This window comes from Halosegnis marinus (assembly GCF_029338355.1).
GTDB classification, from domain to species: Archaea; Halobacteriota; Halobacteria; order Halobacteriales; family Haloarculaceae; genus Halosegnis; species Halosegnis marinus.
On record NZ_CP119802.1, the window covers coordinates 317117 to 332873 of the forward strand.

The window sequence follows — 15757 nt, forward strand, 5'->3', positions numbered from 1 at the left end:
TATCTCCGGTGGCTACAGCAGGAGGTACGTCCCGGTGTAGGCGACGGCGCCGAGCGTCACCGCGGCGAGGCCGGTCGCCACGACGGCGAGCGGGCGCTCGCGCAGGTCGCCGAGCGACGTGGCCTCGACGAGGGGGAGCGGCGCGGCCGCGACGACGCCGACGCCGACGAGCGGGAACACGAAGTGGTAGGAGACGCCGAGCGTCGGCGGCGGCGCGACGACGGCGAGGCCCGCGAAGCCGAGGCCGAGCGCCGCCCGCCAGCGGAGGTGGGTCCCGAGCGCCGGCAGGCCGTCGGCGACCCACAGGTAGGCGACGAGGGCGAGCCAGAACGTCGCGAGTTCGAGGTACAGCGGCGCGAGGAGGTTCAGGGTCGCGTCGGCGAACGGCTCCGGGCGCGCGCCCACGAGCGTCGCGTCGAGCGGGTAGAGGAAGGCGGGCGGCTCCCCGGTGAGGAGGTCGCCCGGCGGGTGGGTGAGCAGGCCGACGGCGGCCGCGGCGGCGACGGCGCGCGGGCCGAAGCCGAGACGGACGCCGAGGGCGGCTATCGCGGCGACGGCGAGGACGAACAGCGCGGTCACGCCGACGGCGAGCGCACCGGTGGCGAGGCCCGCGGCGGCGACGAGGCCGCAGAGCACGAGCGCGCCGGCGAGGCGGACGGGGCCGCGCGCGGCGAGCGCGCCGGCCGCGAGCGCGGCGACCCCCCCGACGAGGAAGGAGTGGGTGACCGCGCGGTGGACGCGCGTGCTGGCGCTCCAGAAGCCGGCCGCGGCGTCCATCGCGCCCTCGGCGCCGACGAGGCCGACGAGCGCGTAGGCCATGTCCACGTCGGGGGCGAGCCCGAACAGGCCGGCGACGACCCCGACGGAGAGCGACCGCTCGCGCGACCACCCGAGCGAGCGGGCGGCCGCCGCGGCGAGCGCGAACGCGACGAGGCCGTGGCCGACGAACACGGCCGAGCTACCACTCGTGAGGATAAAAGTCGCGCGGCGGCCGTGGTAGCCCGTCTCAGTCCGCGGCGTCCTTCTTCGTCCACTTCTTCTCGATCTCGGCGTTGGCACGGACGACGGTGTCGCCCTCGACGTCGAGGCGGGTCTTCCGGAGCTCGATGGCTTTCACCTCGCCGACGGTGCCGCCCACGTCCACGGTGTCGCCGGGCATGAAGTCCGGGTCACGGAGCAGATAGACCCCGGCGACCGCGTCGGCTATCATCCCCGACAGCGCGTAGGAGACGCCGAGCGCGATGAAGCCGGTGGCGGTGCCGAGCGACGCCGCGATGCCGTCGAGGCCGACGAGCGAGAGGAACGACAGCCCCGCGCCGAACACGAGGAAGACGAACACGATGGTGGCGAGGAACTGCCGGTACACCTGGGACTCCTCGGGGAACGCGCGCGCCAGCGCCGCGCGGACGAGGAGCATGACGACGCGAACGACGACGGCCGCGACGACGAGGAAGGCGACCCCGGCGACGAGGTCGGGGAGCGCGCGGACGAGGCCGGCGGCGAACTCCCGGAGCGCGTACTCCACGACGGCGACGAGGTCGCCGGTCGGCGGCGCCCCCGACGATGCCTGTGCGAGTGTCATACCGTCGCTGGGACCGCCGGCCCCGAAAAGCTACCTGCCCGCTACGGCGCGCGGAGCGTCCCCGCGTCGGGGTGGAGCACGTCGTAGCCGTCCTCGCCCACGGCGACGACGGCCCAGTCGTAGGGGTGGTCGGCGCGACACAGTTCGTCGCGCACGTCGGTCGCGCGGTCGGCGCGCGCGACGAAACACCGGAACTCCCCGTGGTCGGGGGCCTCGTCGGGCGCGGCGGTCGTCACGTACACGGTTCGCCACCTGCGCGTGGCCCGGAGTTCGCCCCCGTGGTGCTCGACGTCATAGCCGAGGTCACGGAATATCGATTCCGCCTCCGTCCCGAGCGGGGTCGTAACGGCACCCATTCGTCCGACGTTTAGTGCGGGGTGTGTTAACGGTTTGCACTTGCTAGCTCGCCGATAGGAGCCGCGAGGCGCCGTTACTCGTGGGCCGCGTCCCACTCGTCGGGTCGCTTGAAGTTCTCACACTCGTTGCACTGCACCCGGCCCATCGCGTCCATCGCGTTCGAGAAGGACTCGCAGTTGCCGCAGAAGTACCCCCAGCGGCGCTCGCGCTCCGGGTCGCGGAAGGCGGCGAAGAACGGGGCCTTCGACCCCTTCTCGGCGTCGTCGCGGGCCACGTAGAGGACCTCCCCGTCCGCCCGCTCGCGGCGTTCCAGCGCGCTCGTGTCGCTCATACCGGGTGTCGGAGGCGCGCGGCCAAAACCCTGTGGGCGCGCCGGCGGCGAGTCGGTGTGGTTTTGCCCCCGTCACTCCTCCCCCCGACAGTGACCGTCCGGTTCCTCCACTACTCCGACATCGAGAACGCCTACGACGACCCCGAACGCCTCGGTCGCCTCGCGGGCACCATCGCCGCGCGGCGCGACGACGACACGCTCGTCTTCGGCACCGGCGACAACACCTCACCCGGCATCCTCCCGCTCGTCACGAAGGGCGAGCAGGCGCTCGACTTCTTCGACGCCGTGCGGCCGGACGCCGACACCTTCGGCAACCACGACTTCGACTACGGGCCCGACCGCGCGCTCGAACTGATAGCGCGCGCGCCCCAGCCGTGGATCTGCGCCAACGTCGAGCGCGGCGGCGAGCCGTTCGGCCGCGACGCGGGCGTGCGGCCGTGGCGGGTCTTCGAGGTCGCCGGGACGCGGGTCGGCGTCTTCGGCCTCGTCACCCCGCGCACCGCGAGCATCAACCCCGCCACCGAGGACGTCGAGTTCACGGACCCGTACGCCGCCGCCGAGGAGGCCGTCGCGGCCCTCCGCGCCGAGGGCGTCGACTACGTCGTCGCGCTCTCGCACCTGGGCACGGGCGACGAGACGCTGGCCGCGGAGGTCGACGTGGACGTGGTGCTCGGCGGCCACAACCACGCGGAGCGCGTCGAACGGCTGAACGGCACGCTGCTCACCCGGCCCGGCGTGAACGGCGAGGTGCTGCTGGAAGTGACCCTGCCCGACCGCGAGGTGACGAGACACGTCGTCGCGGACGGCCCGCTCGACGAGTCGGTGCGGGACGCGATGGCCGGCCGAATGGCCGACGCCGGCGTGGACGAGGTGGTCGCGACCGTCGCCGACCCCGTCGAGCGCACCGAGGTGGACTGCTTCCACGGGGAGTCGCGGGTCGGGAACTTCGTCGCGGACGCCTACCTGTGGTACACGGACGCCGACGTCGCACTCCAGAACTCCGGCGGCATCCGCTCGGGGCCGCCGCTGTCGGGCGAGGTGACCGTCGGCGACCTCATCTCGCTCATCCCGTTCGACGAGCCGCTGGTGGTCGCGAAACTCACGGGCGCGGAACTCGCCGCGGTGTTCGAGGAGGGCGAGGGCGCCCGGCTGGGGTTCGGCGAGCCCGACTGGTGGCACGCGCACGTCGCCGGCGCGGAGATCGTCGTGGACCGGAGTTCGGGCGACCTGGTGGAGGCGACCGTCGCCGGCGAGCCGCTCGACCCCGAGCGCACCTACCGGCTGGCGGTCGCGGACTACCTCGTCCACTCGGACGACGAGTTCCCGACGCTGGGCGAGCGCCACCGCGTCGAGACGGTCGAGGTACAGTACCGTGTCCTCGAGGCGTACGCCCGCGAGGTCGGCATCGACCCGCGCGTCGAGGGGCGGGTGCGCCACGTCTGACGGAAGGGAAAGACACACCACCGGCGACCGCGACGTCCCTCCAATGACGCTGGTGATCGTGCCCGTCCGCTACCCCCTCTCGGAGCACTCCCGGAACACCCTCGCGGAGGCGCTCGACATCGCCCGCGAGCACGACGCGGACCTCACCGTCCTCCACGTGAACCTCTATCAGAACGACGGGCGCGTCAGCCGCCGGGAACTGCGCCGCGCCGTCGAGGGCGAGTTCGGCGCGCTCGAACGCGCCCGCTACGTCGTCAGGCAGGGGTTCCTCGTCGAGGAGACCATCCTCGACGAGGTGGTCGGCGAGGGGGCCGACTTCGTCGTCATCGGGCGCAAGCAGGCCAGCCGCTGGCGGCGGATGGTCCGCTCCCTCGTGGACGACCCCGACGTGGAGTCGTTCCTCCGCGGCGAACTCGACGCGAAGGTCGTCACGGTCGGCTAGTCGCGCTCCGGCCCGGCGTCGCCCTCCCGGCCCTCGCGGCCCCGCTTCGTGGCGCGCCCGAGGTCCTCGTCGACGTCGCGCTCGCGCATCCCGACCTGCAACTCGCCGCTCGTCTCGTCGAAGACGAGGTGCGAGTGCGGGTAGGCTATCTCCACGTCCGCGTCGCCGAACAGTTCCCAGATGTTCGTCTGGACGTTCGAGCGGAGCGTGAGCAGTTTGTACGGCTCCGTCGCCCAGTAGCGCAGGCGGAGGTTCACGCCGTGGTCGGCGTAGTTCTCGATGTAGCAGGTCGGCGCGGCGGGATAGCGCGCGCCGCCGATGCGGATGGCCGGGCCGCCCTCGATGACGTTCTCCGTCCGGCGGGCGGCCTCCTCGATGAGGTCGCGCGCCGCCTGGATGTCGGACTCGTAGGTGACCATCACGTCGAGTTTGAGGCGGGTCCGGGCGTCCTCGGCGGAGAAGTTGATGACGTCGCGGTCGCGCATCGACCCGTTCGGGACGATGAGGAAGGTGTTGTCGAGGGTGAATATCTTCGTGTACCGCAGGGTGATGTCCTCGACGAAGCCGTACACGTCGCGGTCGGAGAGGTGTATCATGTCGCCGATCTCGTACGGCTGTTCGGAGAGGACGAACAGCCCGTTGACGACGCTCCCGATGATGGGCGCGAGGACGAAGCCGACCACCGCCGAGAACACCGACAGCGAGATGGCGAGGTCGCCGATACCGACCCCGAGGACGGCGAGCGCGGCGAAGGCCGTGACGAGCAGCACCGCGCCCTGTATCGTCCGGAGGACGGTGCGGGTGACGCTCGGGCGGCGGAACCGCCGCGCGACCCGGCGGCCGAGGAACTGCCGGGTGAGCTTCGCCGCGTAGTAGCCGACCACGAGGATGGCGAGCGAGACCGCCACCTGGAACAGCCACTCCGGGACGAACGTCGGGAGCCACGCGGGCGTCTCCAACCCCGTGTCGGTGGGGGTCGGCGAGGCCGTCGGCGTGGCCGTCGCGGTTCCCCCGTCCTGTGCCATACCGGGCGGTCGCCGGGGCCTCGAAAAAGCGTTGCCCTCCCCGTCCGACACGGAGCGCGGCGACGGCCCGCGGCTCCGGCGACTGGCCCCGTGTCCTAGCCGCGTGTTGACACGCCTGCGACCAACGCTTTATCCGTCGAGCACGTACGTCTCGCCAATGAGCCCCGCCGGTCCCCCTCTCCCCGACTCGGACGACGAACCCCCCTCGACGGCCGCGAAGATGTCGCTGTTCTGTGCGGAGTGCGGTCACCGGAGCGAACTCGGGGGCGACTGGCTGGTCCGGGAGGGCGAGGCGGGCTACCGCATCGTCTGTCCGGAGTGTGCGACGGTCATCGTCGCCCAGCCGGTGTTCGGGATGCTCGCCTGAGGCTCGCTCAGGGGGTCCGCACGCCGGCGTCCGTTATCACCGTGTCCACGAGGTGGAGCGGCGTCTCGTCGTAGGCCGGGTTCACGACGGTGAACCCCTCCGCCGGCTCGCGCATCACCTCGATTGGCGAGCGCGTCTCGTTCTCGAAGGAGAACCCGCCGGACTCGATTATCTTCGACGAGGAGCCGACGACCCACACCGGGACGGCGAGTTCGTTCGCCGTCGCCGAGATGGGGAAGGTGCCGATGCGGTTGTAGTAGCGCTCGCCGACGATACAGGTCATCCCGAACGCGGCCACGTCGCAGTCGTCGAGGACGTGGCCCGCCGCCGAGTCCACGAGCAGGTGCGGGTCCACGCGGTCAATGCCCGCGAGCGTCCGCGCCGTCTTCCGCCCGAGGTAGCGCGGCCGTCCCTCGGTGACGTACACGTCGAGGTGGGCGCCGTCGCGGGCGGCCATCTCGATGGCCTCCAGCAGCGTCGAGGAGTAGTCGTGGGTGAGGACCGTCATGCCGTCCTCCAGTCGCTCGGCGGCGGCCGCCGCGGCGCGTTCCTTCCCGGTCTCGACCTCCGCGACGACGGCCGCGATGACCTCCTCGGTGCGCTCCTTCGCCGCCGCGACGTCCGTGCCGCCCGTCTCGCCGACGGCCTCGACGATCTCGCGCTGGGTCGTGTGGAGGGTCGCGTGGGAGGGGTTCGCCCGCCGGAGGGCGTTGGAGTTCCGTTCGAGGTCGCGGACGTACTCCTCGACGGTCGGGTAGTCGCGGTCGAACAGTTCGCGGAGCGCCTCGGCGGCCTTCACGGCAACCACCGAGGAGGAGTGGGTCTGCATCCCCTCTATCTCCGCGACGGTCTCGTCTATCATACCGGGCGGTCGCCCGGGCCGGGCAAAGTCCTTCCGGGCCGGTCCGCTCAAGCGTCCGCGCCCCGTACCGGGGGTATGGTCGGTGTCACCTACTACTGCCCGCGGTGTGAGACCGTCGCGGAACTCGAACGCGACGCCTACCTCGCGGACAAGTGCGTCACCCCCCACCCGCTGGAGGGGTGGGAGTACGTCCCCGCCTACGAACTCGACGGCGAGACGGACCCGGGCGACCTCGCCGACGGCGTCGAACTCGTCTGCGGCGCGGCCGAGACTGACGGCGAAGGGTGTGGCGAACCGTACTACCTCTCGTTCGTGAAGTTCGCCGACGGCGAGGAACTCGACCCCCGAACGCCGACGGCGGACGCGAACTTCGATTTCCTCCGGCGGTAACCCTCACGGTTCTGCCCTGAAACCGCATCACGCGGCCGGGGCGAGTGAGAAGCTACTTAAGCGGCAAGGAGAACGCCACGGACATGGCTAACTGTCTCAACTGCGACTCCTACGTCTCCGAACAGTACGTGAAGGTGTTCGCCCCCGACGGCTTCGACAGCGTGCGCGTCTGCCCCCACTGCGAGGACAAGATGCGCGACGGCAACGACGTGCGCGAGGCGCGCGCCCCCCGCCAGCAGTAACCCCTCTCAGTTCCGCCCGCGGCCGACTACCCCTTGATGTTGCAGACGGGGAAGGTGCGCGCCACCTTGTCCCCGATGCCGAGCGCGTCCGAGACGCGAACCACCTCGTCCACGTCCTTGTAGACGCCGGGCGCCTCCTCCGCGATGGTCGCGCCCGAGGAGGCCTTCACGTACACCTTCTGACCCTCGCGCAGGCCGTCCTGCACGTCGCCGCCCCAGAACTCCTGTTTCGCCTGCGTCCGGGACATGAGCCGCCCCGCGCCGTGGGCCGTCGAGCCGAACGTCTCGGAGAGCGACGCCTCGCCGCCCGACAGCACGTACGACCCCGCGCCCATCGAGCCGGGGATGATGACCGGCTGGCCCGTGTCGCGGTACGCGGCCGGCACCTCGGGGTGGCCCGCCGGGAACGCCCGCGTCGCGCCCTTCCGGTGGACGTACAGCTCACGCTCGCCCGCGCTCGTCTCGTGGACCTCCTTCTTGGCGATGTTGTGCGCCACGTCGTACAACAGCTCCATCCCCATCTCCTCCCACGGGCGGTCGAACACGTCGGCGAACACCTCCCGCGTCCGGTGCATGATGAGCTGGCGGTTCACCCACGCGAAGTTGATGCAGGCGCACATCGCGCCGTAGTACCGCTCGGCGAGTTCGGAGCCGGCGGGGGCCGCGGCGAGTTCGCGGTCGGGGAGGTCCGCGAGCAGGTCAGCGTGCTCCTGCTCGATACGCCGGAGGTAGTCGTTACACGTCTGGTGGCCGAGCCCGCGCGACCCGCAGTGGATGAGGACGACCACCTGGTCTTCCGCGAGGCCGTACGCCTCGGCCGTCGCCGCGTCGAAGGTGTCCGTCACGCGCTGGACTTCGAGGAAGTGGTTCCCGGAGCCGAGGCTGCCGAGCTGGTTCCGCCCGCGGTCCTTCGCCTTCTGCGAGACGGCGTCGGGGTCGGCGTCGGGCCGGCGCCCCTCGTCCTCGCAGTGCGTGAGGTCGTCCTCGACGGCCCACCCCTCCTCCAGCGCCCACTCGACGCCGCGTTCGAGGACGGCCTCGACGGTCGGCGCGTCCCCCTGCACGACGCCGCCGCCGCCCAAGCCGGTCGGCACGGCGTCGAACAGCGCCTCCACGAGTTCCTCCTCGCGGCCGCGCACGTCGTCGTAGGTGAGGTCCGTCCGCATCATCCGGACGCCGCAGTTGATGTCGTACCCCACCGCGCCGGGCGAGATACAGCCGTTCTCCGCGTCGATGCCGGCGACGCCGCCGACGGGGAAGCCGTACCCCTGGTGGCCGTCGGGCATGCACAGCGCGTAGTCGGTCACGCCGGGGAGGTGGGTCGTGTTGCGGAGCTGTTCGAGCGTGCGGTCGTCGGCGATCTGCTCGAGCAGGGGGCGGGAGGCGAGGACGCGCGCCGGGACGCGCATGTCGCCCTCGGGGGGTATCTCCCAGACGAACTCGCGGACGCGCCGGAGCGTGACGTCGCCCGCCTCGAAGGTCTCGGTCATGCCTCGGAGTCCGCCGGCGCCGCCGGAATAGCTTTCGCTCGCTCCCGTCAGTCCCCGGTCGCGGCGGGGTCGCCTTCCGCGCGCCCCGCGTCCCCGCGGCTCGCGAGGCGGTCGGCGAGCAGGCGGTCCAGCGAGAGCGGGCCGGCCCCGAGGGTGAACACCGCGGAGGCGAGCCCGAACACGGAGACGTGGGCCAACACGGGGTCGTCGGGCAAGCCGAACAGCGTCGTCGTGAGGACGACGAAGGCGAGCGCCGCGCCGCCGCGGGTGAACAGCCCCGCGAGCAACAGCAGGCCGAGGCCGGCCTCCGTCAGCCCCGCCCCGACGACCCACATGCCCGGCTCGACGGGGACGACACCCGTCAGGCCGTACTTCTCGACCACGAGCGCGGCCCGCGCCGGGTCGAGCAGTTTCTGGGTGACGCCGAGGAAGACGAACGCCCCGCCGAGGCCAACGCGGAGCAGCGTCGGCAGGTAGCGGCGGGCAGGTATCAGCGCCGTCCGCACCCGGCGGGGCCACTCGCCGAGCGGGTCGATGCGGCGGTAGTAGGTCCCCTCCGCCTGCGCGACGCGGGCGAACATCTCGTCGGCGCTCGGGCGGCCGCCGCCGGTGAGGACGAGCGCCCCGAACAGCACGGGGTACTCCATCGCGAGCAGGAGGTCCGGCGCGACCGGGACGACCGTGAGCCACAACAGCGCCCCGACCGCGGCCGTCGCGCGGGTGAGAAAGCCCGTGAGGAGGGCGAACCCGACGCCGATGAGCAGGAGCCTGACGACCGGCGGGGCGACGAGCGGGGCGAGAACGTCGGGATAGGCGGCGGTCAGCGCCTCGCTGACGCTCCCAGTCGGGACCGCGGGCGAGAGGTAGTAGCCGGCGAAGCCGGCCCCGAGGGTGGGGAGTCCCACCGAGAGCCGGAGCATCCACGGCACGAGGTCGCGGTAGCCGTCGAGGGTGTCGGCGAGCACCGCGAGGTCCGGCACGCGGCCGCGGGCGTACGTCGCCCCGGCGAGCGCGAGCAGGGCCGCGAGCGTCCCCCCCGCGAGCAGCAGGGCGTTCGCCGGGTCGGACACGACCCCGAGGACGTACTCCAGGGCGTCGGCGGCCTCGGACGGCGGCGGCACGACGTAGTCGACGTGTGCCGGCTCGAAGGCGGACATACACGGGGCTACACCGCCCCGATTGGAAAACCCAGCGGCGCTACACGTCGAGAACGACGTAGGCGCGCCACCCCGACCCGACCCGCTCGACGGCCATCTCGGAGTAGGTGACGGCCTTCACCTCGCGGGCCGCGACGGCGTCGAGCGGGAGGCCGCGCGCGCTCGCCTCGACGACCCAGCGGTCGCCCGTCCCGGTCACCGCGGCCTCGTTGTCGCAGGGGAGGACGCCGCGCACGTCCCGCTCGTAGATCAGTTCGTCGAGGTACTCGAACAGCGCGGCCTCGCGGGACTCCGCCGCGACCCGGAGGTCGAAACGGTCGCCGCCGGCCGGGAGGTCGTCGGTCTGGGCGGCGGTCAGGCCGTCCGCGACCGCGGCGAACAGCGCCCCGAGGTCGGGGCCGGTCGCCTCGACGGCCACGTCGGCGGTGTGCTCGCGCAGGGCGAACGTCGTGTCACTCGTCATCGCGGCCCGACCGTTCGGCGGGGGTCCCGTCGGTCGGTTCGCGGGTCGCCTCGTCGCGGCCCGACGCCTCCGCTGGCGTCTCCTCGGTCGTCTCGCGCCGCTCGGAGTCGCGCCCGGCCTGTTCGGCGGGCACCGTCTCCGTCGCGTCGCGCCCGCCGTCGCGCTCGCGCTCGGCTATCTTCCCCGGCGTGTCGGAGTGCTCGGGCGAGACGGAGGCGTCGTACTCCTCGGTGTGGTCCTCGAAGCCGCTGTCGTCGTGGCGCACGTCGGGGGACTCCCGCTCGGGGGTCGTCTGCTGGTCGATGCGCTCGATGTGGCCGAGTTCGCGCATCTCCGACTCGCTGAGGCCGCGGAGTTCGGGAGTCTCCTCGCCGCCGATGGCGACCCCCGAGGTGACGATGGAACGGATACCCTGTTCGACGGTGAGGTCCACGTCGACGACGCGGTCCGTCGAGACGTGGATGACGAACCCGCCCATCACGGGGTTCGGAGCCATCGGCATGAACAGCGTCACCATGTCCTCGTGGCCGGTGTCGGTCTCGATGACGCCGGGCGTGTCCGCCGTCTTGAACGCGACCGTGTACGACCCCTTGCCCGGGTACTCGACCAGCTTCACCTCCTGGAAGCTGTCCGTGTCGGAGTCGAGCATTATCTCGGACATCTCGTTGAAGGAGGTGTAGACGGAGCCGATACCGGGGATGGCGGCCATCAGGTCGTCGAAGACGTCGCCCAGCTGTTCGCCGCGCTGGGAGTACTCGACGGCGAAGCCGATGACGAGGATGACGACGAGCAGCGCCGCCACCGTGACGGCCTCGATGAGCAGCGCCTGCGTGTCGGGGGCGACGAACGTGCTGTCCTGGATGGCGTTCGTCAGAGGGTTGAGCTGGTCGGAGATGGAGCCGAGAACGAAGTTGAGGATGAGCAGCGTCACCGCGAGCGGGAGGACGATGGCCGTGCCGGTGATGAGCGACCGGCGCACCGCCTGCCGCGGGCTGACGTCGGGGACCGGCCGCTCCTCGCCGTTCGACCCCTCGTCGGGCGAAGCGGGTGGCATGGTCGTCCCACTCCGCGCCGCGCCGAAAGCGTTCCGGCCGTGGCGTTGGAGTTATACTCGCCGGCCGAGTACCGCCCGTCAGTGAGTGCCACGATAGAACTGCGCGTCTTCGAGCGGGGGGACGACTCGCTCGTCGAGGACGCGTGGGCACTGAAGGAGCGCATCCGCCGCGAGGAGGGCGTGTTGCGCCAGCGCCGCGGCTTCTTCACCGACGCCTACCGGCGCTCGACCACCTACGCGCTCGTGGAGCGCGACCTGGACGGCGAGAACCTCGTCGGCTTCGCCTCGGTCCGCCGGGACGGGTACATCCTCTTTCTCGCCGTCGCCCCCGAACACCGCGGCGAGGGGTACGGCAAACACCTCGTCGCGGAGGTCGCGGACGACTACGGCGCCGTCACCTGCCACGCCCGGACGACGAACCGCAGCGCCGTCGCCTTCTACGAGGGCATCGGCTTCGAGATAGTCCGGCGCGTGGACGACTACTACGAGGACCGCGGCGACGCCTACTACCTGAAGCTGGGCGAGGAGTCGCTGTCGGAGAAGCTCTCCCGGTTCATCCGTCGGTGAGACCGAAGCGTTTTCGCCCGGGGGCGACCCCCGACTAGGCATGCAAGGCGGTTCCGCGGACATGACGCTCGCGTTCGAGCTGGAGGCGCTCAAACGGCTCGCGGACCCCGAGGCCGTCTTCGCCGACGCCCGGACGTGGAGCGAGTACGTCGGCGTGGTGAGCGACAAGCCCACCTACGTCGTGACCAACTTCACCCGGAAGAACCGCATCCGGCAGGACTTCTTCTCCGGCCCCCGCGGCAAGGCGGAGTCGCTGGAGAACGTCAAGCGCCAGTTCGAGACGGACCGCCACGTCCTCATCGGGACGACGGACGGCGACGACGAGGCCGTCGCCGAGGAGGTCGGCTGGGAGTTCCTCCCCGTCGAGCGAGCCGCCGAGGCCGCCGAGTGGGACCTCGGCGACCCGGAGACGACGCGCGCCGAGCGCGAGGGCGACGACGAACGCGACGACTGGCCGTAGATGGACGGCGCGACCGCCCTCGTCGAGGCCCTGCGCGAGCTCCGCGGCCGGGTCGGCGCGGCGCTCGCCGCGCTGTTCCTCGCCGTCGGCGTCGCCACGGTGGTCGCCCGCGAGACGCTGCTCGCGGCCGCCGTCGGGGACGCGACCCTCCGGCCCGCCCTCGTCGAGCAGTACCGCGCGCTCGGCGTCGACCCGGCGACCATCGAGGCGAACCTCGCGACGATGGGCGACACGCCGCTGGCGCTCGGGCTCTCGTACGGCGGCTCGCTCCTCCTCTTCCTCGCCGTCGCGCTCGTCGCCGAGTACGCCGCCGTCGTCGCGCTCCGGGCCGTGACCGGGGACGGTCTCCGCGCGGCCGCGACCCGGCGGGTCGGGCGGGCCGTCGCGGTCGGCTTCCTCGTCGGAGTCCTCGTGCGCGGGCTGGTCGCCGTCGGCCTCGCCGCGTTCGTCCTCCCCGGCGTGTTCCTCGCCGTCTCGCTGCTGTTCGCGCACGCGGCGATCGCGGTGGACGACGCCGGTCCCGTCGAGGCGCTCTCGACGGCGTGGGGGCTCGCCGCCGGTCGGCGGTTCGAGGTGCTCGGCGTCGTCTCGCTGCTGCTCGCGCTGTACCTCTCGCCGCGGCTGCTCGCCGCCACGGTCCCCGGCACGCCGGGGCTCCTGCTCGGCGGCGTCGCCATCGGCCTCGGGAACCTCCTGTCCGCCGGCGTCGTCGGCCGCGCCTACGTCGCCGCCCGCGACGGCATCGAGGGGGAGGGGAACGAGGACGGGGCCGACGACGCGGACCCCTACGACGCGCCGCTGGGGGCCGACGACCTGCCGGAGCCGGAGTGAGGTCCGAGAGCGGGTAGACGACCTTTTACGTCGCGCGCGACGATGGCGGGTATGGCGGAGCCACGCGTGCCGGGCGGCCGCGGCGAGGTCCTCGACCTGCCCTGCGGCGAGGAGAAGCGGGTCTACGACCTCGACATGGGACTGCGGGAGTTCGGCTGCGACTGCGGCGAGGACCACGCCGTCGTCGTCGACGTCCATCCCCTGTCGCGGTTCGTCCCCGAGTTCCTCGTCGATACCCTCCGGGCGACGGTGGAGACGACCGGCGAGCGGGAGTTCTCCATGACCCACCTCATGGGCATCGTGCTGGAGGAGTTCCCCGAGGCCGTCGTCTCCGCGGACGTGAGCGACGACGGCGAGGTCGGGTACGCGATGGTGTGGGTGACGGACTTCGACTCCCGGCGGCTCCACGAGATAGCGGTCGAACTGCTCGTCGAGCTGATGGAACACGCGGTGAGCCACGCCGAGGACGACGGGGCGGTCTCGGAGTTCGAGGAGCAGATGCTCCAGTTCGACGTGGCCGAGTTCGTCGAGCAGTACCGCCGCGAGCGCGACTTCGCGAGCGAGCACGACACGCCCGCGTGAGCGAACGCGTGTGACACGTTCTGTCGGACGGACGGCACGGGGCACGGCCGCGCGCCGCCCCCCGTTTTCGCCCGCCCGAGCGTCCGACGCCTGTCTGACGGGTAGCTAAGGGTTCGGGGGTGGTGTGTATGCACATGCGCATACGCCGTGGCGAGTTCGAGCGCATCCGCTCCGTCCTCACGGAGGCCGAGCCGGAGGAGCCGATGACGGCCCGCGAGATACTCGCGCTGCTCGACGAGCACGGCGAGGAGTTCGACAGCGCCCACCGGGTCGCGACCGTCCTCGGCCGGCGCGCCGAGCGCGGCGACGTGGAGATCATCCGCGAACAGCCGTACCGCTACCGCATCGGCGGCACCGTCTGAGCCGTCGCGCCGTGGTCGCCGGCGACCGCCACAACCGTTCGCTGGCGGACATCTCCCACGACTCTTAAGTATGTCCCCATTCTCGTGCGAATATATGTCACGAGATATCGAGCGGCGGAAGTTCCTGACGCTGGCCGGCAGCGCGGCGGGCGCGGCGGCGCTCGCGGGCTGTTCGGGCGGCGATTCGACGCCGACCGACGGCGACGACGACGGCGGCGCGACCGCCACGAGCACCGACGGGGAGACGGCCACGGACCGGCCGGAGCCGACGACCCGCGAGGGGTACCTCCAGCGGGCCGGCCGCGTGCTCAACGAGGACGCGCCGTGGATCTTCCTGAACCAGCAGTACAGCGTCTACGGGCTGTCGAGCGAGATCGAGTGGACGCCGCGCAACGACGAGCGCATCGACGGCTACGCAATCGAGCCGCAGGGGTCGAAGTCGTCGATCACCATCTCCCAGTCCTCGATGGACTCGGGGCTGGACCCCCACGACCACCGCGAGACGCCGACGGACAACATCGTCCTGCAGGCGTACGAGGGGCTGCTCACCCGCGACGCGGAGGGCGCCATCGAGGACCAGCTCGCCACGGGCTACGAGCGGCTCGAACCCGGCCGGGTCCGGTTCGAACTGCGCTCCGGCGTCTCGTTCCACAGCGGCGACTCGATGACGAAGCAGGACGTCGCCTTCTCCGTCAACCGCATCGTCCAGTCGGACGTCGGCGGTCTGGAGAGCCCCCAGCGCAGTCAGCTCACGGGCGTTCAGAGCGCGGAGCCGGCCGACGGCGACAACGCCGTCATCGTCAACTCCGACGGCATCAACCCCATCGTCTTCGCCGAGTTCGCGAGCTACTGTGACATCATGAACCGCTCGTGGGTCGAGAGCAACGACAGCGCCTACATCAACTCCAACATGAACGGGACCGGGCCGTACATGCTGGAGACGTACGAGCAGGACGTTCAGGTCGTCTACTCCAGCTACGACGACTACTACGGCGACGCGCCGCCGGCCGACTCGCTCACGATCCAGGGCGTCCCGGAGTCGAGCACCCGCGTCAATCAGCTGCTCTCGGGCGAGACGGACCTCATCGTCAACGTCCCGCCCCAGGACGCCTCCCGCGTCCAGAACTCCGACGACGCGTCGGTTAGCTCGGTGGCGAGCACGCGTATCATCTACAACGCGATGGTGTACAACGCCGAGCCGTTCGACTCGGTCGAGTTCCGCCGCGCGATGAACTACGCCATCGACCTGGAGAGCATCATCGACAACGTCCTCTCCGGGTTCGCGAACCGGACGGCACAGCCGGGGCTTGAGGGCCACTTCGGCTACAACCCCGACCTCGACCCGTTCCCGTACGACGTCGAGGAGGCCGAGCGCCTGGTCGAGGAGAGCGGCTACGCCGGCGCGGAGATAACCCTCCACACGCCGGTCGGGCGCTACCTGAAGGACCTCGAGATCGCGCAGTCCGTCGTCGGCTACCTCGACGAACTGGACAACGTCTCCGCCGAGGTGCAGCAGCGCGACTTCGGCGCGCTCGCCAGCGAGCTGGTGGACGGCGACATCACCACCGGCCCGGACTTCTACCTCATCGGCTGGGGGAACTCCACGTTCGACACGAGCCAGACCATCCTGCCGCTGCTCACCGACGAGGGGGAGCTGTACTCGTACGTGAGCGAGGAGGTCAACGAGCTGATGAGCCAGGCGCAGAGCATGGCGAACGAGAACTGACTCGGTATGTTCGATACCGAGGTA

At 71.4% G+C, this 15757-nt stretch carries 21 protein-coding genes; 11 read left to right on the forward strand and 10 right to left on the reverse strand.

The genetic code is table 11. The features are described from left to right. Positions 1–12: 12 nt before the first annotated feature. The 4 genes from P2T37_RS01825 to P2T37_RS01840 all read right to left on the reverse strand — a co-directional run bounded on the left by P2T37_RS01825 (position 13) and on the right by P2T37_RS01840 (position 2252). The gene (locus P2T37_RS01825) at positions 13–951 is read right to left on the reverse strand and encodes a metal-dependent hydrolase (RefSeq protein ID WP_276235039.1); all 939 of its coding nucleotides are present in this window, start codon (positions 949–951) and stop codon (positions 13–15) included. A gap of 55 nt (positions 952–1006) precedes the next feature. After that, on the reverse strand, positions 1007–1582 hold the full coding sequence (locus tag P2T37_RS01830) for a mechanosensitive ion channel domain-containing protein (RefSeq protein ID WP_276235040.1): 576 nt from the start codon (positions 1580–1582) through the stop codon (positions 1007–1009). A gap of 41 nt (positions 1583–1623) precedes the next feature. Then, positions 1624–1938 carry a DUF7116 family protein gene (locus P2T37_RS01835; protein WP_276235041.1) on the reverse strand — a complete coding sequence of 105 codons (315 nt, stop codon included), beginning with the start codon at positions 1936–1938 and terminating at the stop codon, positions 1624–1626. A 74-nt stretch (positions 1939–2012) separates the two neighbouring features. Further along, entirely contained in the window at positions 2013–2252 is a 240-nt protein-coding gene (locus tag P2T37_RS01840) for a DUF5816 domain-containing protein (RefSeq protein ID WP_382211800.1), read from the reverse strand. Positions 2253–2360: 108 nt separating this feature from the next. Between P2T37_RS01840 and P2T37_RS01845 the strand changes: the two genes are divergently transcribed. Together P2T37_RS01845 and P2T37_RS01850 are read left to right on the forward strand one after the other, a co-directional pair. Further along, on the forward strand, positions 2361–3713 hold the full coding sequence (locus P2T37_RS01845; protein WP_276235043.1) for a bifunctional metallophosphatase/5'-nucleotidase: 1353 nt from the start codon (positions 2361–2363) through the stop codon (positions 3711–3713). A gap of 43 nt (positions 3714–3756) precedes the next feature. Further along, a complete protein-coding gene (locus P2T37_RS01850) occupies positions 3757–4155 on the forward strand; it encodes a universal stress protein (RefSeq protein ID WP_276235044.1) in 399 nt (132 codons plus the stop codon). Here P2T37_RS01850 and P2T37_RS01855 read toward each other — a convergent pair. Beyond that, positions 4152–5180, reverse strand: a complete 1029-nt coding sequence (locus P2T37_RS01855) for a mechanosensitive ion channel family protein (protein ID WP_276235045.1) — start codon at positions 5178–5180, stop codon at positions 4152–4154. The genes P2T37_RS01850 and P2T37_RS01855 overlap by 4 nt on opposite strands. Positions 5181–5337: 157 nt before the next feature. On the opposite strand from P2T37_RS01855, the gene P2T37_RS01860 reads away from it, so the two are divergent. Beyond that, a complete protein-coding gene (locus tag P2T37_RS01860) occupies positions 5338–5547 on the forward strand; it encodes a DUF8106 domain-containing protein (protein WP_276235046.1) in 210 nt (69 codons plus the stop codon). 7 nt (positions 5548–5554) lie between these two features. On the opposite strand, the gene P2T37_RS01865 is transcribed toward P2T37_RS01860, so the two are convergent. Next, on the reverse strand, positions 5555–6409 hold the full coding sequence (locus P2T37_RS01865) for an eIF2B alpha/beta/delta subunit family protein (RefSeq protein ID WP_276235047.1): 855 nt from the start codon (positions 6407–6409) through the stop codon (positions 5555–5557). A 75-nt stretch (positions 6410–6484) separates the two neighbouring features. Between P2T37_RS01865 and P2T37_RS01870 the strand changes: the two genes are divergently transcribed. Both P2T37_RS01870 and P2T37_RS01875 read left to right on the forward strand, forming a co-directional pair. After that, entirely contained in the window at positions 6485–6799 is a 315-nt protein-coding gene (locus P2T37_RS01870) for a DUF7969 family protein (RefSeq protein ID WP_276235048.1), read from the forward strand. An 83-nt stretch (positions 6800–6882) separates the two neighbouring features. Then, positions 6883–7041, forward strand: a complete 159-nt coding sequence (locus P2T37_RS01875) for a DUF7563 family protein (protein WP_276235049.1) — start codon at positions 6883–6885, stop codon at positions 7039–7041. A gap of 26 nt (positions 7042–7067) precedes the next feature. Here the strand turns inward: P2T37_RS01875 and P2T37_RS01880 are convergent, their stop codons facing one another. From P2T37_RS01880 to P2T37_RS01895, 4 genes are read right to left on the reverse strand one after another with little or no spacing between them, the layout of a single operon-like run. Next, positions 7068–8531: an RtcB family protein gene (locus tag P2T37_RS01880; RefSeq protein ID WP_276235050.1), complete on the reverse strand. Its 1464-nt coding sequence runs from the start codon at positions 8529–8531 to the stop codon at positions 7068–7070. Between the two features lie 47 nt (positions 8532–8578). Then, positions 8579–9688, reverse strand: coding sequence for a DoxX family membrane protein (locus P2T37_RS01885; protein WP_276235051.1), 1110 nt, complete (start codon positions 9686–9688; stop codon positions 8579–8581). A gap of 40 nt (positions 9689–9728) precedes the next feature. Next, positions 9729–10151 carry an archease gene (locus tag P2T37_RS01890; protein ID WP_276235052.1) on the reverse strand — a complete coding sequence of 141 codons (423 nt, stop codon included), beginning with the start codon at positions 10149–10151 and terminating at the stop codon, positions 9729–9731. Next, positions 10141–11205, reverse strand: coding sequence for a DUF502 domain-containing protein (locus P2T37_RS01895; RefSeq protein ID WP_276235053.1), 1065 nt, complete (start codon positions 11203–11205; stop codon positions 10141–10143). Before P2T37_RS01895 ends, P2T37_RS01890 begins: the two co-directional genes overlap by 11 nt. A gap of 81 nt (positions 11206–11286) precedes the next feature. On the opposite strand from P2T37_RS01895, the gene P2T37_RS01900 reads away from it, so the two are divergent. The 6 genes from P2T37_RS01900 (at position 11287) to P2T37_RS01925 (ending at position 15733) form a co-directional block, all read left to right on the forward strand. After that, on the forward strand, positions 11287–11772 hold the full coding sequence (locus P2T37_RS01900) for a GNAT family N-acetyltransferase (protein WP_276235054.1): 486 nt from the start codon (positions 11287–11289) through the stop codon (positions 11770–11772). A gap of 40 nt (positions 11773–11812) precedes the next feature. Continuing rightward, complete coding sequence (locus P2T37_RS01905) at positions 11813–12232, forward strand: DUF7124 domain-containing protein (protein WP_276235055.1); 420 nt, start codon at positions 11813–11815, stop codon at positions 12230–12232. Next, positions 12233–13063 (forward strand): hypothetical protein, encoded by an 831-nt coding sequence (locus tag P2T37_RS01910; protein ID WP_276235057.1) that lies wholly within the window; start codon positions 12233–12235, stop codon positions 13061–13063. Between the two features lie 51 nt (positions 13064–13114). Further along, positions 13115–13645, forward strand: coding sequence for a DUF5815 family protein (locus tag P2T37_RS01915; protein WP_276235059.1), 531 nt, complete (start codon positions 13115–13117; stop codon positions 13643–13645). Positions 13646–13779: 134 nt separating this feature from the next. Next, positions 13780–14007, forward strand: coding sequence for a hypothetical protein (locus P2T37_RS01920; protein WP_276236202.1), 228 nt, complete (start codon positions 13780–13782; stop codon positions 14005–14007). Positions 14008–14101: 94 nt separating this feature from the next. After that, positions 14102–15733, forward strand: a complete 1632-nt coding sequence (locus P2T37_RS01925; protein WP_276235060.1) for an ABC transporter substrate-binding protein — start codon at positions 14102–14104, stop codon at positions 15731–15733. The last annotated feature ends 24 nt before the right edge of the window (positions 15734–15757 follow it).

Coding starts and splice junctions, on each gene's coding strand:
- P2T37_RS01870 (WP_276235048.1), top strand. CDS start 6,485: ATGGTCGGTGTCACCTACTACTGCCCGCGGTGTGAGACCGTCGCGGAA.
- P2T37_RS01910 (WP_276235057.1), top strand. CDS start 12,233: ATGGACGGCGCGACCGCCCTCGTCGAGGCCCTGCGCGAGCTCCGCGGC.
- P2T37_RS01895 (WP_276235053.1), bottom strand. CDS start 11,205: ATGCCACCCGCTTCGCCCGACGAGGGGTCGAACGGCGAGGAGCGGCCG.
- P2T37_RS01885 (WP_276235051.1), bottom strand. CDS start 9,688: ATGTCCGCCTTCGAGCCGGCACACGTCGACTACGTCGTGCCGCCGCCG.
- P2T37_RS01855 (WP_276235045.1), bottom strand. CDS start 5,180: ATGGCACAGGACGGGGGAACCGCGACGGCCACGCCGACGGCCTCGCCG.
- P2T37_RS01860 (WP_276235046.1), top strand. CDS start 5,338: ATGAGCCCCGCCGGTCCCCCTCTCCCCGACTCGGACGACGAACCCCCC.
- P2T37_RS01830 (WP_276235040.1), bottom strand. CDS start 1,582: ATGACACTCGCACAGGCATCGTCGGGGGCGCCGCCGACCGGCGACCTC.
- P2T37_RS01875 (WP_276235049.1), top strand. CDS start 6,883: ATGGCTAACTGTCTCAACTGCGACTCCTACGTCTCCGAACAGTACGTG.
- P2T37_RS01925 (WP_276235060.1), top strand. CDS start 14,102: ATGTCACGAGATATCGAGCGGCGGAAGTTCCTGACGCTGGCCGGCAGC.
- P2T37_RS01915 (WP_276235059.1), top strand. CDS start 13,115: ATGGCGGAGCCACGCGTGCCGGGCGGCCGCGGCGAGGTCCTCGACCTG.
- P2T37_RS01880 (WP_276235050.1), bottom strand. CDS start 8,531: ATGACCGAGACCTTCGAGGCGGGCGACGTCACGCTCCGGCGCGTCCGC.
- P2T37_RS01850 (WP_276235044.1), top strand. CDS start 3,757: ATGACGCTGGTGATCGTGCCCGTCCGCTACCCCCTCTCGGAGCACTCC.
- P2T37_RS01835 (WP_276235041.1), bottom strand. CDS start 1,938: ATGGGTGCCGTTACGACCCCGCTCGGGACGGAGGCGGAATCGATATTC.
- P2T37_RS01890 (WP_276235052.1), bottom strand. CDS start 10,151: ATGACGAGTGACACGACGTTCGCCCTGCGCGAGCACACCGCCGACGTG.
- P2T37_RS01905 (WP_276235055.1), top strand. CDS start 11,813: ATGCAAGGCGGTTCCGCGGACATGACGCTCGCGTTCGAGCTGGAGGCG.
- P2T37_RS01920 (WP_276236202.1), top strand. CDS start 13,780: ATGCGCATACGCCGTGGCGAGTTCGAGCGCATCCGCTCCGTCCTCACG.
- P2T37_RS01865 (WP_276235047.1), bottom strand. CDS start 6,409: ATGATAGACGAGACCGTCGCGGAGATAGAGGGGATGCAGACCCACTCC.